The 17,015-nt window shown below is 38.7% G+C and carries 15 protein-coding genes and 1 pseudogene; 6 read left to right on the top strand and 10 right to left on the bottom strand.

Going from position 1 to position 17,015, the window contains the following annotated elements; translation table 11 throughout:
* Positions 1–58 precede the first annotated feature (58 nt).
* Positions 59–1,609: a methyl-accepting chemotaxis protein gene (locus tag PQR79_RS19425; protein WP_238107700.1), complete on the bottom strand. Its 1,551-nt coding sequence runs from the start codon at positions 1,607–1,609 to the stop codon at positions 59–61.
* A 334-nt stretch (positions 1,610–1,943) separates the two neighbouring features.
* Between PQR79_RS19425 and PQR79_RS19420 the strand changes: the two genes are divergently transcribed.
* Positions 1,944–2,318: a hypothetical protein gene (locus PQR79_RS19420; protein ID WP_238107701.1), complete on the top strand. Its 375-nt coding sequence runs from the start codon at positions 1,944–1,946 to the stop codon at positions 2,316–2,318.
* A gap of 255 nt (positions 2,319–2,573) precedes the next feature.
* Positions 2,574–3,413 (top strand): hypothetical protein, encoded by an 840-nt coding sequence (locus PQR79_RS19415; protein WP_238107702.1) that lies wholly within the window; start codon positions 2,574–2,576, stop codon positions 3,411–3,413.
* Between the two features lie 59 nt (positions 3,414–3,472).
* Here the strand turns inward: PQR79_RS19415 and PQR79_RS19410 are convergent, their stop codons facing one another.
* Positions 3,473–4,492: a GGDEF domain-containing protein gene (locus PQR79_RS19410; RefSeq protein WP_238107703.1), complete on the bottom strand. Its 1,020-nt coding sequence runs from the start codon at positions 4,490–4,492 to the stop codon at positions 3,473–3,475.
* 478 nt (positions 4,493–4,970) lie between these two features.
* On the opposite strand from PQR79_RS19410, the gene PQR79_RS19405 reads away from it, so the two are divergent.
* Both PQR79_RS19405 and PQR79_RS19400 read left to right on the top strand, forming a co-directional pair.
* A complete protein-coding gene (locus tag PQR79_RS19405) occupies positions 4,971–5,222 on the top strand; it encodes a hypothetical protein (protein WP_238107704.1) in 252 nt (83 codons plus the stop codon).
* Between the two features lie 268 nt (positions 5,223–5,490).
* On the top strand, positions 5,491–5,982 hold the full coding sequence (locus PQR79_RS19400) for a DUF1097 domain-containing protein (protein ID WP_238107705.1): 492 nt from the start codon (positions 5,491–5,493) through the stop codon (positions 5,980–5,982).
* A 178-nt stretch (positions 5,983–6,160) separates the two neighbouring features.
* On the opposite strand, the gene PQR79_RS19395 is transcribed toward PQR79_RS19400, so the two are convergent.
* From PQR79_RS19395 to PQR79_RS19370, 6 genes and pseudogenes are all read right to left on the bottom strand, one after another.
* On the bottom strand, positions 6,161–6,862 hold the full coding sequence (locus PQR79_RS19395) for a CPBP family glutamic-type intramembrane protease (protein WP_238107706.1): 702 nt from the start codon (positions 6,860–6,862) through the stop codon (positions 6,161–6,163).
* A 188-nt stretch (positions 6,863–7,050) separates the two neighbouring features.
* Positions 7,051–7,593, bottom strand: coding sequence for a DUF4287 domain-containing protein (locus tag PQR79_RS19390; RefSeq protein ID WP_238107707.1), 543 nt, complete (start codon positions 7,591–7,593; stop codon positions 7,051–7,053).
* A 111-nt stretch (positions 7,594–7,704) separates the two neighbouring features.
* The gene (locus PQR79_RS19385; protein ID WP_274408625.1) at positions 7,705–7,863 is read right to left on the bottom strand and encodes a hypothetical protein; all 159 of its coding nucleotides are present in this window, start codon (positions 7,861–7,863) and stop codon (positions 7,705–7,707) included.
* Positions 7,864–8,278: 415 nt separating this feature from the next.
* Positions 8,279–9,256 carry a transposase gene (locus tag PQR79_RS19380; RefSeq protein ID WP_274408624.1) on the bottom strand — a complete coding sequence of 326 codons (978 nt, stop codon included), beginning with the start codon at positions 9,254–9,256 and terminating at the stop codon, positions 8,279–8,281.
* A 149-nt stretch (positions 9,257–9,405) separates the two neighbouring features.
* Positions 9,406–9,872: pseudogene (locus PQR79_RS19375) on the bottom strand (transposase); the annotation flags it as partial.
* A gap of 513 nt (positions 9,873–10,385) precedes the next feature.
* Positions 10,386–10,796: a hypothetical protein gene (locus tag PQR79_RS19370; RefSeq protein WP_238106265.1), complete on the bottom strand. Its 411-nt coding sequence runs from the start codon at positions 10,794–10,796 to the stop codon at positions 10,386–10,388.
* Between the two features lie 195 nt (positions 10,797–10,991).
* Between PQR79_RS19370 and PQR79_RS19365 the strand changes: the two genes are divergently transcribed.
* Entirely contained in the window at positions 10,992–12,035 is a 1,044-nt protein-coding gene (locus tag PQR79_RS19365) for an IS110-like element ISShfr7 family transposase (RefSeq protein ID WP_274408623.1), read from the top strand.
* Between the two features lie 485 nt (positions 12,036–12,520).
* Here PQR79_RS19365 and PQR79_RS19360 read toward each other — a convergent pair whose 3' ends face one another.
* Positions 12,521–14,716, bottom strand: a complete 2,196-nt coding sequence (locus tag PQR79_RS19360; RefSeq protein ID WP_238106264.1) for a DEAD/DEAH box helicase — start codon at positions 14,714–14,716, stop codon at positions 12,521–12,523.
* Between the two features lie 2 nt (positions 14,717–14,718).
* Positions 14,719–15,660, bottom strand: coding sequence for a HamA C-terminal domain-containing protein (locus PQR79_RS19355; protein ID WP_238106263.1), 942 nt, complete (start codon positions 15,658–15,660; stop codon positions 14,719–14,721).
* Between the two features lie 366 nt (positions 15,661–16,026).
* Here PQR79_RS19355 and PQR79_RS19350 point away from each other — a divergent pair, with 366 nt between their 5' ends.
* Positions 16,027–16,986 carry an integron integrase gene (locus PQR79_RS19350; protein ID WP_238106262.1) on the top strand — a complete coding sequence of 320 codons (960 nt, stop codon included), beginning with the start codon at positions 16,027–16,029 and terminating at the stop codon, positions 16,984–16,986.
* Positions 16,987–17,015 lie beyond the last annotated feature (29 nt).

Raw genomic sequence — 17,015 nt, 5'->3', positions numbered from 1 at the left:
AACAAGCACCGCGCGATGCAACTTAATTGCATTAAAAATCAATAAAGTAAAGTTAGCCTCAATTAAATTGTACCACCAGCTCGGTTTGCCTGCTCCCTTGCGCACTAATATCTTGGCTATGTAACGCCGCTATTTGGCAGTTTTGTTCAAACTGTTTAATACCACTTTGCAGGGTCATCGCATTAGTATGAATTTGATTAACCACTACAGATTGCTGCTCAGCCGCTACCGATATTTGCTCACCATTACTCTCAATAATCGCCATAACATTACTGACTGATGTCAAACTTTCATCTAGCATTTTGCTTGAATCAATGCTTTTATTAGTCAGTAAATGACTTTGATCCATTTGAGCAACTGCCTGAGCGGTCGTCTCACTGAGTGTATTAATAATGGTATGAATTTCATTTGCAGATGTTGCCGAGCGGCTGGCTAAGTTGCGCACCTCATCAGCAACCACAGCAAACCCCCTACCCGTTTCGCCAGCTCGAGCAGCTTCAATGGCGGCATTAAGGGCTAATAAGTTCGTTTGTTGAGCTATTTCCTCAATAACCTCAACCACTTTATTAACATTTTGGCACTGCTGGTTTAAAGACGAAATAGCCGCTCGCGACTCAGCAAGTAAGTTATTAATTTCTGATGTTGCCGTTTGGCTGTGAGTGAGTGCCTCTTTAGTTGCCTCGATTTGCGACACTAACTGATGGATTTCTGTTGTTGAGTTTGCGGCATTTTGAGCAATATCAGTCACAGAAGAGCTCATTTGTCCAATAGCCGTAACAACTTGCTCAAGATTTTGTGATTGCTCAACAAGCTGGCTTTGGTTAGCTTTATTCTGCTGCTGGTGCTCATCTAAACCTTGCTGTAGGTGCTCGCCACTGTCTTTAATCCGTCCAATAACAGCCAAGGTTTCGGCTTTTTGCATTCGTAAACTTAACTCTAAATGAGATAACTCATCGACATAGCCAGTATAAACAAATTGGTTAAGCGGATTATCGTGTATTGACTTACTCACAGCGATTACAGCTGCAAAACGGTGTTTCAGAAAATAAAGTGGCATGCAAAAGCACATTACAGCTGCAACAAACCCAAAAACGGCAAATGTTGAACTTAAATAAGGCAGGCTGACAAACAGGATGACGGAACACAGCCAAGTTAAAAAAAGCTGAGTGATAATACTGGCGCCAAATTTTGGCTTGGCGGCTTTACCCGAATTAACTGAATCATAACAAGCCTGAGCACGCTGAGTTAGCTCGGGGTCTGGTTGGGTTCGTACAGACTGATACTCACAAATAATGCCATTACGTTTTATCGGCGTCACATAGGCATTGACCCAATAATATTTACCGTTTTTACACCGATTTTTTACCAGCCCCATCCAGCTTTTTCCTTGCTGGATGGTATTCCATAGATCAGCAAAAGCAGCCTTAGGCATATCAGGATGGCGCACTATATTATGTGGCTGATTAATTAACTCATCTTTGCTATAGCCGCACACATTAATAAAGTCTTCATTAACGTGGGTAATGATGCTGTCTAAATCGGTAGTGGAGAGTATTTTATAATCAGACGGGTAAATAACTTCCTCATCGATAATTTCTTTTTTAGCCATATTGATGTAGTTAATATTGTTGTGTAGGCAATAGGCTGATTATTAATCAGTAAATATACTTTTTATGTGATTGCCCGCGACTTTAATTAGAAAAACGCCAACAATTTCAATATTCACGAAATAAGTCACATTACAATATTCACCAAGCAGATTTGGCTCACACTTTATACGCACGGTTCGATGGCTTTACTTCACTTTGTGATAAACAAAACCTAATGAAGCAGATAACACACCATAGCAATAATACTGGCTTACTCATGATGTGTACTAGGTAACGGTAAAGGATGCAAAACACCGTATAATCAAAGTTAATTTACGATCTAAGGAAAATGGCGTGCTTACAAAGATCCTTATTACAGTGTTAGTTATTCTGGGTGCCGTAGTGTATTTACGACGAGGACAGCATCGTAAAGTCAGTTACAGCACCAGAACAATTGAAATTGAAAAACCACCCGTGCTAAGCAAAATGACTATCTATGCCATGATCGCTGTATCAATGCTGGCAACTGCAGGCTATTGGGGGTGGGGCTGGTATGATGACAATACGATTGTAGAAGTCACCATCTCATCACCTATTGAGGCGATGACAGCCAGTTATAAAGTACGTAAAAAAGATATTGAAGATCAACGGATAACCACCATTGATGGCATTCAAATTCGCCTATCAAACCAAGAGAGATTAACCGTTAAATCACTGAAAACAGATTAACGTTATTGGTTTGCTTTTTAGCACGCCTCACCCAATGATTAAAAATGCAATATGCCAATTAGTGTGCTTGTTAAAAGCACACTTATCTTTACGCAGCTTGCACAAATGCGCTTTGCTCTTCTAATGCCCCGTTATACCAATCCGCATTAGAATGGGTATTACACCGCGACACGCCCTCTTTGACAACAAATTGAACTTTACTTTCTATTAACAATCAAAATGTAACACACACAAAATAAACGATATTTTAGCGATATGGATAGCCTCTCAGTAACGCGAGATACCAGTAGCAAACAAGCTATACCGCTTAATGAACAGCGCTTAGCTACGCCTTTGTTCTTCGCGATTGTGATGCACTGTATATTGATACTGTTAATAGGTTGGTTTTGGCAACAAGACACCAAACAAAGAATGGCTGAAATAAAAACGCCAATAACACATACTGCAATTAAAAGTTACCTCATTAGCTCGCAACAATATCAGTCAATGCTTAACGAAAGTCATTCTGACACCATCAGTCAACCCCAGTCACCAAATCAACAGACTCAGCCTAAACCTGATGGTCACAACCCCAAGAGCCCCAATAAAAGTAACAATGAAGCAGTACAAATGGCACCGATTTTGGCAACCAACACTACCCATTCGCCCAAGCCTAACAAAGCAAGTACACCAACACCTCCTACACCAAAGGTACCAACCCATGCCACTAATACTGCAATGTCAATAAAACAGGCCACAAGCCAATACCTTCAACAACAAAATCAACTTGAGTTTGAGCAACTTGTTGGCTTGCAAACCGCAGCACAACATAAACCGAGCGGCACCATGAGTGAAATGGATGCTGAATTGGATTTTATTGAGTTAACTCCCACACCAACAGATACCAACCAACCTCATACCCTCAATCACAAATTAGACCCAAATAGAATTGTAAAACAGGGGGATTATTGTTACACAGTGGTCAACCTAGCAACCCAGGTTAACCCCCATGGTTGGGGGTTAGGTTTTGCCCAGTATTGTGGCGAAGATAAGCAAAAGCAGCAACTTACAGAAGCCATCAATAGTAGAGTCAATAACGTCAAAAAAACGGATTAACATTCATCAATATTTTCAACCGAGCGAATGCATAATCCGTTTGTTTTGAGTTTGATTTGTTACGACGAAACCACTTGATTTCGCCCTTGTGCTTTGGCTTTATAAAGCCTTTCATCGGCGGCTTTATAAACCAACGGCAAATGACTACCATCATCAGGCCAGCGTGCTACACCAATACTAATCGTTATATTAAGTGGGCACCCGTCAATAACAGTAATTTTATCAATCGCCAACCTTAAACGCTCAGCGATATTTTCAGCCTGTTGCAGGCTCGTATTAGGAATTAACATACAAAACTCTTCGCCACCAAAACGAAAAGCCCAATCATTTCGACGTCGCATATCACTGATGATTGTCGACACCCCAACTAATAACTTATCACCAACGTCATGACCAAACTCATCATTAATTTTTTTAAAGTGATCTAAATCAAGCAACAGCATAGAAACCGACGCTTGCTCATCGCTCAGGCTTTGGCACAACATCTCAAAAATAGAATCCAGCAACAATCGATTATTTAGGCCTGTAAGTGGGTCAAGAGAGGCCATTTGCTGCAAGCGCTCTACGGCCTCGGCGCGTTTATATTCATAACTATAAGACAACGCCCAAATAGCGACCAGACAGAGCAAGATATTAGCAATAGTAATAGGGTAAATATCGGCAATATCGTATATCAAGGCGTACGTCAAAATCGCAATACCTGCCACCATATACACACTGGTATAAATAGTGCCTAGCCTAATGCCAAGTAGCAGATATGACAGAACAGGAATAATAAATAACCAGGCAAACAACCCAGAATTAAACGATGCACTGTAAATACCAATAAGAATGACCGTAAAAACTGCAAATAAAAATATGCAGCACCATAGGGTTAAATTGGTTGTGCGTTTATGAATCGCGAGTATACCAATACACAAAAATACGACCGCCAACTCAACCATGGCGTACACTTGGAAACCACTGAACCAGTTATTAACAACAAAAATACTGCCTGCAATAATGATTACAATTAACACCGCCTTTAACACTGTACGACGATACTCAAGTTCAGTTGCCCATAAGTTGGGGATTATCATTAATCTAGTATTCCTGTATTTAGTCACAGTAGCCTAAGTGGCTATATTGATGATGGCCATGAATTTAATGCGTTTTATATGATAGCCAAAGACTAGTCTAGAGTTGGCAGACACGCTAGATAACGTATCTAGTTTTCTCTAAACGCCGTTAAGAGTAGTGACTTTTATTGATAATGTTTATTGTGTTATCCACTTTTTATATTGCATGGTATTAGCACACAGCGCTTTTTTGGAACTCAAAGTGTTAATGAATGTTCACCAACGCGCCGTAAAGCAACCTAAATAAACTTGCTGGCCCTGGGGCCTGTTAATCTTTCAAGGTTGTTTTTGCTGCGGCTAAAAACGTATTTAATTCGAATAACATTCAACCAGCCCTAGCATGACATATCAGTTAATTCTAGTTCAAATTTGAACGGATATTCATCATACTATAACAACCACTCATTTAGCCAAGTTTGCTCAGCATAAAAACCCAAAAATGGCAAAACCCAATAAAAAAGGCCCTACACGCACTGTCGATATTTTTTGCGCTAAATGTAAAGTGCCGCTTTTTAAGTATCGCAAAGGCGGCAAGGGCGCCCTCATAAAATGCTTTAAAGAACACATCGTAGAAGACTTTACTCAAGTCACTTGCACCTGCCCTTCATGCGGGCAAGCCTTTGCCCGAGAATGTTTAATTCGCGGCGCACCGGCCCTTAAAATGATTGGAGGTAAAGTGAGCTTTAAATAGCCTAGTCATCACAAGAGTTGCACTTGTACGATTTAATCTTGCCCTCCCCCTTAATGTTAAATAAGCAGTCCGCTAACACAGTGTTCATCAAGCGCCTAATATCGTTGTTAAAAAAGCTACACAACCCTAAAACAGGGCGCTCAACATTTATTAGCAGTTACGATTATTTGCGAACTGGATCGCTTTTCATAAACTAAAACTGCATAATTTTCTTTTATTGTGCTAAATTTAGAACTCACCGTTCTAAATTTAATCTTGAGAGGCGACTATGGCGCATCGTTGGCAAATTGCAATTTCTGCGGGCTTATTAGCAGCTGTTTGGGCTGGGCTTGCGGATGTGCTTCATCTGGTCACATGGGTCGGCTTTCTGGGTTGCAGTACGTTTTTCGCGCAAACCGAGGCGGGCGTAAAGGGCATGATGATGGCAATGATGACTAATCTTTCGGGCGTATTTTGGGGATGGTTAATTATTGCAGGCAGTGGTGTGTTGGGGTCTTCTATCATTAGTTATGCTTTAACCGGTATTGTGACTGCATTTATGTGCCTACAAGCCAGCAATAAAAACTTTGCGTTTATTCCTGGTACATTCATTGGCTGCTGTATCACATTCGCATTAAATGCCGATATTGCTGCAATCGTTCCCCCCCTTATGATTGGTGCAATGCTTGGCTACAGCATGAGTCTATTAACAGGTGTACTTATCACGTTAACCGATAAAACAGCTGATTCATTAAAAGAAAAGTCTGTAGAAGAAGTCTAAAACGCCTCAATTTGAGTTCAATGCTGACCTCATCCACTCATATGTGGTCAGCAATATCAGCAACATGCCAGCTACCCTTCTAAGATCTAACCTGCACAATGCTGCTTTTTATATTCGTCACCCACTCGTTTATTAACCGCATATGCATTGCATGCCAATGAATAAGGGCGTAAACAAATTAACTCACTGAGTAATAAAACGCCGAAAAACCAAATGCGAGCTCAATGAGTAAATGAAAAGTCAACGCAGGCCATAGACTACGAGTTTTGAGGGTTAAATAAGACAATAAAGGCGAGGCAAAAATCATTCCTACGGCTTCATAAATCGGCTTTTTGATGTGAAACAACACCTCAAATATACAAACAATAATAGTCATTATAACGGCAGCGGCAGCAGGGCTAACGTTATAATGCTTGGTTAAGCAATATTGCCCACCACCCAGTAAAAATCCTCGATGAATCACCTCCCAACCAATAATGGTCGACGCTGTAAAAATTAAGAAACGTTGAAATGCTCCAGACTCCCTGAGCCCTTCTAACGAACGACCTTGGCGGTAGTGAGATAAATAGTCTGCAGCAAAAAATTGTAAATAAACAAATAAACACAGCAAAAGCCCAAAAAGCACACCCATAAATAACAGGGTTTCGCGGTTAATGGTTGGCCGAGAAAAATACAGATGCCTCAACGGTATTGCCAGAAAAAACACCACAATAAAAGGCAGCACCAGCCGACTTAAAATCCAATAACCTTTAAACCCGCCTGACGCTAAAAAGCTGTTGCTGACATACACCCCCACCACCTGAGACAGCAATACCACCAATAACAATATACAAAAAGGGGCCGCCATTTTGACGCTAAGAGGTTGGTCTTGGTGTGGCATGTTTATGATTCCCGTTTGGGCTTTTACAAATTGAATAGATAATTACCACACAGTCTGTTATGTCGACACTATTATTGTCAACTAGATAAAGCGCTGAAAAATAGCGCGTACTCACAAACTGCTTAGGACAAGTGCTTAATCAATATTGGTATTGCCCGCATACGACAAATGAACCTGTGAGTTGTTGATTAAACAGAGCTCTCATAGGCTTTAGACAACCATTCAATAATTTCATCATCAACATCGGAGACATGTTGCAGCTGTATTCTATGGGTACACATAGTGCCAAATGGCCCAGCGTTTTCTAGGCGCCCTTGTACTGCAACACCTTTAAGTTTCAACCCCAAATCTATTCTTGTTTTAGTGGCCGGTTTAATTAAAGCAAATTGATTTTTTCGAATAATACTGACGCTTGTTTTTTTAGGCGTAATGACAATATCGTCACCCAGCTTTTGTACGGTTGAAATTAATAAGTCATAAATGGGTTTAAGAGATGCTTTACCACTATATTGGTTTGCTACTAAATCATCAGGAGAATCCATTGTGTCTTTTGACAGCGTGACGATGGTATTGGCAAATCCATGTGTTACGCCATGCTCTGTTTTCAAAAACTTTACAGCCTCAGAGTGTTTAGCAAAATGCTCATGTTTTAATATTTCAAACCACTCTTCTAATGTTTTTCCTGTTTTTTCAGGCATATTAGCAATCATCGTTTGCAGCGCTTTCTCCATATTCCCTCCTAGTGATTCAAACATGACACCTACGACACAGAAAAACCTTATTGTGCTTGCATACTATTAGAGCTTAGCACCAACCAAGCTCACCTACCATGCAGTGCTCACCTACCATGCCACCCAAACAAACCTGCCACCAACCATGCTGCCACTACGCATCAAGGATGCCATCCACAACGCATCACTACGCATCAAACCTGCCAACCATGCCACCCATTGTTTGAAACAAACCTGCCAACCAAACGCATCAAGGATGCCACCCATCATTTGATACTCTTTAGTGAGAGGAATGCTTAATGTACTTAACTCACCTACTTCTATCGATATTATTAAACCATTAGCATTAAGCAATTGGTTTACTTATCTTTTTCAAAATCCGACACAGCAGAAAATCTTGATATCAATCAAGTATAAGGAAGATGGTGGTTTTTCAAGAATTAATGCTTAAAACGCATCAAGGATGCCACCCATCATTTGACAACTGATAAAGGATGCCACCCATAATTTGATACTCTTTAGTGAGAGGAATGCTTAATGTACTTAACTCACCTACTTCTATCGATATTATTAAACCATTAGTATTAAGCAATTGGTTTACTTATCTTTTTCAAAATCCGACACAGCAAAAAATCTTGATATCAATCAAGTATAAGGAAGATGGTGGTTTTTCAAGAATTAATGCTTAAGCGCACAACCAGCGCTGACAATTTGAAGCGCCTTGTCGTCGTTTTCGCTCTAAATGCTCACAATATTCAGTTAATGCAGGTAACGCTCCGACTGCACCTTTAAATAATGCACCAAATTCTGTAGTGATTTTAAGCCAATTCTCTGCGGGGATGTTTAGCCTATTCAGTATGTCCTGACTGCTTGAGCTAATTGCGCCACGTTTATCTTCTCGAATAATTCGACCGGTATCTTCAACTAGTACAATGTAATCTTTAACGCTGAACATGAGTCCGTTAGGCATATTGAGTCTTTCATTTCCCACAAACGGTAATAGCTCTGGTGGTTGCTCGCCTTTYATTGCTGAATTTATTCGGCGCTGAATACTRGTGTAATCTGAGGTTTCTGGAGTGGCGGCCATCTTGGCTCTKACWGGGTTTAAATCSACATAAGCCATACAGGCTAAAACTGCAGCTTCATCAAGCAAAGCCTGAGATTTAAACCTGCCTTCCCAGAATCTTCCGGWACATTTATCTTCTTTGTTGGCCATTCTGGCGATGGGCTCACTGAGTGAGCGCATAAACCAACTGATATCAATTAAGCGTTTACGGTATTCAGTAATGCATTCATTAACCGTTTGAAGTTCAAACTGGTTAAGGTCTTCCTCTTTAAGGTATTTGTGCGTGAGTAACGTACCTTTAAAGCCCTTATGCCATTGAATGAGCACTTCTTTATCTGACCACTGTTTTGCTTTATCAGCATCAACTTTTAACACCACATGCAGATGGTTACTCATCACGGCATAGGCACAAATATCAATAGCAAAAATGGTCGCTAACTCAAGAATGCGTGAATCAACCCACTCGCGTCGATGCTCAAAGTTCTCACCTGTTGAATTATCAATTCCGCACAAGAATGCCTTACGCACCACACGAGAACAGCAGTGATAGTAAGGCGTATCTTCCAGGCTCACGATTGTCTGTCTTGGTCTGGCCATCTTTAATTACCGTTTGTGAAAGGGTAAATAAAGCCTAGTTCAGTGTTGAATATTTAGCCAGCTGGAATGGGTGGCCATGTTATTTGTCTTAATTACCGTTTGTGAAAGGGTAAATAAAGCCTAGTTCAGTGTTGAATATTTAGCCAGCCGGAATGGGTGGCCATGTTATTTGCCCACTGGAGCAACTCTTGATGCTCTGTATCAACAGACTTTTGTGGTTTTCGCTTTTGATAACTGTAGTAGTTATTGTTTTTTACACCCAACACGCGACACATTACTATCACAGGCCAGATCTTCTTATTTTGGGCAATAAACGTGTATTTTACTTCGTTTCTTTGGCAAAGAAGACCGTCGCTTTTTTNAATATTTCACGCTCCATTTCTAGGCGTTTGACTTGTGCTTTTAGTTGACGAATTTCCTGCTGCTCAGGTGTTAGCTTGCCGTTTCCTCTGAATGCATGACCATCATCATTTTCGGATTCTTTTATCCAGCGACCGAGGAGCTGAGCACTCACTTCTAGATTTCTTGAAGCTTCAGCAATGCTATAATTTTGCTCTCTTACCAGCGCAATGGCATCAAGCTTAAACTCTTTTGAATAGGTTTTACGTTTAGTCATTTCAATCTCCAGTTAAATCAATTATGTCTTAACTGGGTTAGTCGTATCAATTAAACCACGTCATCACTATGCCAAATGCTATTTAAGCTACATCGCCTGCACTTGATTTTATAAAGAATGACACCTTATTGGCGCGCATTAATGAATACAATCAACAAAGTCGTTTACACCCTAAATGAGCCTGAAACTAACTGTGCAAAAAGCACCTCTGACTTGAATAGTGCCATCTTAGGGTTAACCGATAAATGTCTCGGCTTTGGCATCCTGCGTCGCTCTACCTCCTAAATCCATTTAGTCGTAGTGCCCCTGACATTTCAACGGATTGAAAAGCGTCAGGCAGCGATAAGATCGCACTAAGAGAGCCTCTATATGTGTTTGCTGTAAACGATGATTTGACAGCTAAATGACAGACGAAGTAGATGAATTTGTTGATTGATTTTTATTTGACTGCAAAAGCAGTCAAATAAGTTAGGCTCGCCTATTGACTGGAGGAAGGCTCATATGTGTTAGGCATTATTTGAAACCGATCAAACTTACTTCTATTAACGCAGCAGCGTTAATATCTGAAAAATCACGACACACGAGAACATTTGTAAAGCTCTTTTCGACTTCTACGCTATGAGTACCAATATCGGTACTGCATTGCTGTTGGAAGATACCTTTTTCGTTACGAACGATGGCATCAACTTCATATTTTTTAAATACAGGATTGCCAGATACTGCATATTCACCAGCAATAATTAGCTTAGAGCCTTCGACTCTGCTAACCATACTTTTAATTTCAAAGTTTTCTATTTTTGTTGGAGTGTAGTCCTTCATTTTCGTATATTCACTGGGGTTTAAAAATTCAGAAATTAGGATGATGACCGTAATTGCTACACCAAAACCCAATCCCCACAAAAAACCATTTCTCAAATTTTCCACGTACTGTCCTTAGATGCCTAACGCCTTGCTCACCGGCGAGTAAGTTGGTGCTGTTTTTGCCGCTTTTTCTTTTAGCAAAAACCGCGACAACTGTATCGAGTCCGCGTGCAGCAACTTGATACTCATTGAGCCCCCTCCCTAGCAAGCCGCATCAGCGGTATGCTTAAGGTGACCAAACCAACAGGAGAAAGCTCAATGAGATTTTATAATAACTCACATCCATACTACTGTGGTATCGATTTACATGCACGTTTACTTTACGTCTGTATCATTGATTCTAAAGGGGAAGTTGTAGCCCATAAAAAGATAGGTGCCAGTAAAGATGACTTACTGCTCATTTTGGAACCTTATATCGGCAATGTGATTGTCGGGGTTGAGTGCATGCATTGTTGGTATTGGGTGTCAGACTGGTGTGCTGAACTGGGGATTGATTTTATCTTAGGTCATGCGCTTTATATGAAGGCCATTCACGGTGGTAAAACCAAAAATGATAAAGTCGATTCCTTTAAAATTGCCACACTACTGCGTGGTGGTAACTTCCCCATAGCTTATGATTACCCCAGTGAAATGCGCGCAGCTCGTGATCTACTGCGCCGAAGAATGAAGATTGTCCGTCACGGGGCTATGCTCAAAGGCCATGTGGTTAACACCAACAGCCAATACAATTTACCTGCCACTGAACTTAATCTTAAAAACATCTCTGCAAGACAAAAGCTTCGCGAGCAATATCAAGACCCTATCGTCCAACGCAACATTGATTTAGACATGGCACTACTTGATTGTTATGCAAAGGAACTCGCACAGGTTGAATGGTTCATTGAAAAACAGGCCAAAAACCATAATCCCGTCTATTTAGAATTACTGAAAACAGTACSAGGTATTGGCAAGATTTTGTCACTAACAATCCTCTATGAAATCGGTGATATCAGTCGATTTGAGTCAGTACAAAAGTTTGCTTCATACTCTCGATTGGTCAAATGCAAAGCAGAATCAGCTGGTAAAACCTATGGCACAAATGGCAATAAAATCGGTAATGCTCATTTGAAATGGGCATTCTCAGAAGCAGCGGTGCTTTACCTACGTGGTAATGACAAAGCACGTAACTACCTTAATCGATTACAAAAACGAATGAGTAAAGCAAAGGCGTTATCTGCACTGGCACATAAGCTTGGTCGCTGCGTCTATTTCATGCTGAAGAACAAAACGGTGTTTGATGAACAACGATTCTTAAAAGGATAAGTCGCGCAATAAGGTGAGCTGAACGTCTAACTAGATACTCTTAAAAAGAGAAGCGAGCATGACCGTGAATGTTGTGGCTAATGAAGCAATGACTTCTCACCATCATCACTATGCCAAATGCTATTTAAGCTACATCGCCTTGATTAGACACCTTATTGGCGCGCATTAATGAATACAATCAACAAAGTCGTTTACACCCTAAATGAGCCTGAAACTAACTGTGCAAAAAGCACCTCTGACTTGAATAGTGCCATCTTAGGGTTAACCGATAAATGTCTAGTGCCCCTGACATTTCAACGGATTGAAAAGCGTCAGGCAGCGATAAGATCGCACTAAGAGAGCCTCTATATGTGTTTGCTGTAAACGATGATTTGACAGCTAAATGACAGACGAAGTAGATGAATTTGTTGATTGATTCTTATTTGACTGCAAAAGCAGTCAAATAAGTTAGGCTCGCCTATTGACTGGAGGAAGGCTCATATGTGTTAAACGTCATTGTTATTATAGTTTTCTAAAATTTTATTCTGCTCATATTTAAGAAATTCTGATTTTTTGTATATTCCTTTTTTAATGATTTCCTCTAACACTTTTTCCTGATCTAAACTTTTTGGAATATATTTTTCAAGTTTATCAATCGCTGATTTTGGAATTCCGTATTCAGCTAAAATGGTCAGATTATCCCTAATAAAATCACACTCTATTGAACTTGCGTAGAAAAGGTAATTACCTGCTCGCAATCCTTTTTCATTACATACGAATCGTTGAAGCTCATTAATAACAAGAAGCCACTTTGGTATTTTATATTGAAACCAATGCCTTAATATCTGGAATGAATCTCGTATTGCCTCATCCAGTAAAACCTGTTCACTAATATCTTTTTCGTTATTGTCTTTTTTATATGAAAAATTACTTTCGACCAGCTTATTTATACTTTTATTTATCCCGTAATCAAAAGTAACTTTCACTATTTTCTTTTTTGTCATTGGTCGAAAACTCTCTTCTGGTCTTACCAAGTAATCCCAAGCTAACCCTATACAATACTCTAATTGCTCATATGTAGGCATGGAGTCCCAAGCAATTAAATGATAATTAGCTTCAACGTCTCCCCTTAAGATGTTTACCAACGAATCTTGCCCTCGGATGTAAAGCGAATTTTTAGTGAAAAGCTCTCTTTCGCTGACAGGAATATTAGATATGTAGTTAAATTGGTCACTATCTTTATCTAGTACATCTTCGGGATTAATATTTATAAGTACTTCATCGGAAATAGGAGACTGTTCAAAAAAGGGAATATCAATAAAAATTTCATCCTTTGGAGGCGGTGGATTAAAGTTATAAATATTTCCAATATAGTGCTCCATAAGTCGACCAGCTCTTCCTTTGATGTTTGAATAGTCGAAAAAGTCAATAGGAACATTGAATCCCTTTTTCTTATCAAAGAATATTACGTTTTTTGCGTTAGTATTAACCCCCTCTATAATCGTAGCTGTACAAAACAGTGTATTTAAAATACTGTTATTAAAATGATTTATTACAGTGGTGCTGATGTGTTTTTGTAAAGCACCATCATGAACACCTATGCCATATTTCAAATTTTGTATAAAACTCCATGACGATGATACATAGCTTTCAATCCAGTCAATTATTGGAAGACTTAGATTAGTAGGCTCGACATTATTGCTGGCTAAATATTTACAATACTCTGTTGATAGGTATCTAGCTCGTGAAGGAGAAGAGCAGTATATGATTGTATTTTGATTTTTAAGGCTAAAAAGCAGATCGAATAGTACTTTTTCTTTATATAACTTTTTATCTCCTCTTTCGCCAAAAAGTCCTTTATAGCTTTCGTAAACATCAATTTCATCACATGCAACTAGGCTAAAGTTGGTTTTAAAGAATTGCGCATTATATTTTTCAGCAAAACCTTCAGATATCCCTTCTATATTTGGCCCGAGCAAATAGAACTGAGGATTATATTTTTCCAAAATATATCTGAATGAATTATTTAGAGAATCAGAGCGTTCATCGTCTCGCCTCGAGCTCAATTTATAAAACTCATCTATTATTAGAAAATCAATATTTGGAAAGTTCTGATATTCATTAACCCTTTCAGCGGTTAAAAGAAAAAGATTTCCCTTTTCAGTAGCAGGCTCCTGCGAAGTTCTAACTATTATCTTATATTGTGAACTGTATTTAGAAAGCTTTCTGCGTGTTTCATCTAACAAGGCGAGTGTTGGCTGAATGACAACTATATTTTTGTACTTTTTAGAAGCAACTACTTCTTCAATTAAAAGACTTTTATCAAAACTTGTTGGGGCACTTACAATAAGATTTTTCCCCGACTTTAGAATTTCTATTATTTTTTTTTGCTCGTCATGAAAACATTTCCCTTCTATATTTTTGGAAATGTTTGAATTAAATCTTATCTCAGAACTTGTTGATGATATCTTTAAATTTTCTTTTACGATATACGGATAGAATCCTATTGACTCAACAAGGTCAGTTAACATTTCATCTAAATCATTAGAAAATTTATTTCGAAAATTGAGGATGTGAATTAATAAATTAGCCCCCTTAATTTCATCATCAATTAGTGCTTTAGAACATTTATTGTATATTTCAAATGTCTCATTAAAGTCAAAGTTCTTTTTCGTAGAAAAGCTACAAATCAAATCTTCCACAATTAATCTCCTAGCGCTTGCATTAATGAAAGTTTGTTATGCAACTTCTTGACAAGAGTTTTTTTACACTTAACAGGGAGGAGTACAATTATTATTTTCAACTTGGATTTTAGTGGATGATTATTTTTATCATCAAAATAATTCTTAAGACTCCTTATTTTGCTTTCGTACTCTTTAATAAAATCCGCTTCATTCTCATCATCATATTTATCAAATAAATCACAACTGTAAGTGCAAAGTAGCGGTATATAGATATCATTCAGTTTATCTTTTAACTTTGTTGAAGAAGATAAGATTTTCTTCCAATGTTCAGATTCTGGGATGTTGTCAAAAAGCTTTATTTTTTTTGCTATCAAACTGAATTCAGATTCTAAATAGTCAACTTTAAAATGTTCCTCGATATCTTTGATTAGTTCTGCTAATCCTCTTTTAGGATCAAGATATAACTTTGACTCTCCTAACCACAACGTCTTTGAATCAGGATCTATATGTACACAGTCAAATCCGTGTACAGTATGTCCCAAGGAATCTTTAAAATATATCTTTGAAAGCAAAGGAATAGTGTTGAAATGATCTCTTAGAATCAGATGAAGAATTAATTCACCGAACTCACCTCTACGTAAATATTTATCCGTTAAGTCATCAGAAATATCGCCATTATTTTTATAAATATCTCTTACTTTCTGGAAGGCATCAATTTTGTATAGTGAATTTGCAGCTTCAATGAGCTTATCAAGAGTCTCGGTGTTATTAGTTTTTGTTCCTTCATGAAAGCCGAATGAAAACTCATGAATAACACTTGTTATTTTTTTTACGAGTTCAACCCATCGATACTCACTGTCACCTTCATCATTTAAATCGAATCCAACTAAAAAACTCTTTAATGAGCTTTCCGATATTTTGGCTTCTATTACATCCCGAGATCCAAATGGGCCACTACTCATATTTCATTCCTTTAAGACTACGACCAAAACACAAAGGTTAGCTATTGACGTTTAACGCTTATTGAAGGGCTTGCCCGATAATGTCGGCCCTTTAACTTATTGATTACTAACATCCTACATTTACTATCTTATTGTTGTAAAGCAGTTTTATTTGACTTCATTTACAAATAAAAACGGGCTTGCGCGTTAAAAGTGGACTCAATATTAAAAATAAAATTAAAACATATTTATTTCATACTGTTAAAGAATGTGTGGGTTATTTTTCATACTACTTTGGTTTACTTATTAGCCAACCCGCTTGAAAACACGCCAAAACCCATTATAACTGTATAGATATACAGTTTAGGTGGCGTAAAGGGGGAAGTGATGGCGGGATCGGGATATATCGAAGCGATTCGACAACAAATTCGAGTGAGGCATTACAGTTATCAAACTGAAAAATCATACCTTTATTGGAACCGTTATTTTATAAGATATTTTAAATTTACTGCTGCAAAACAAATTTTACCTACACACATTGAACAGTTTTTATGTTTTTTAGCAAACGAACGGCGTGTTTCCAGCAGCACACAACAGCAAGCCCTTTGCGCCCTTGTTTTTGCGTTTAAACATGTACTCGCCATCGATACCGACAATTTGCAGTTCCCGTATGCAAAAGCGCCGACTCGAATTCCGCAGGTTTTAAATGATGTAGAGGCCAAACAAGTTATTGACCAATTACACGGTAAATACCAACTGATTGGCTGTTTATTATATGGCGCGGGGTTAAGATTAACTGAAGCTTTAAGTATTCGGCTTAAGGATATCGATTTTGACAATCGAACTCTTTTTGTATTTAGAGGTAAAGGTAAAAAAGATAGAGTTTGTATTTTACCTAAAATGACCATTGACCCCATACAGCAGCAGATCTGCCACGTACGAGAAACTCATGCTAACGATTTGTCTCAGGGATTAGGGATGGCTTCTTTACCTCCTAGCTTACTCAAAAAGTTTGGCACAAGCGCCAAACAATTACATTGGCAATATCTTTTCCCTTCGATTCACTGTGTGTCACATCCTGTTAATGATTATACATGCAGACATCATATTGACCCAACAACCTTTCGAAAAGCATTAAAAAAAGCAGTTCAGAAAACCGATATCACTAAACGCATTACCGCCCATACTTTCAGGCATTCTTTTGCAACAAACTTACTGAGGCGTGGTCATGATATAAGAACCGTGCAGGAATTGCTTGGCCATAATGATGTAAAAACAACTCAAATCTATACTCATGTTGCAGGTTTACACCAAACAGGCGTACAAAGCCCAATGGATTACAGTTAAAAGAGATCATTAGCCCGCCTATGAATAAG

The sequence above is a fragment of the Shewanella metallivivens genome (genome assembly GCF_028750675.1).
Classification (GTDB): domain Bacteria; phylum Pseudomonadota; class Gammaproteobacteria; order Enterobacterales; family Shewanellaceae; genus Shewanella; species Shewanella metallivivens.
This window is presented reverse-complemented; position numbering and strand designations above follow the sequence as displayed.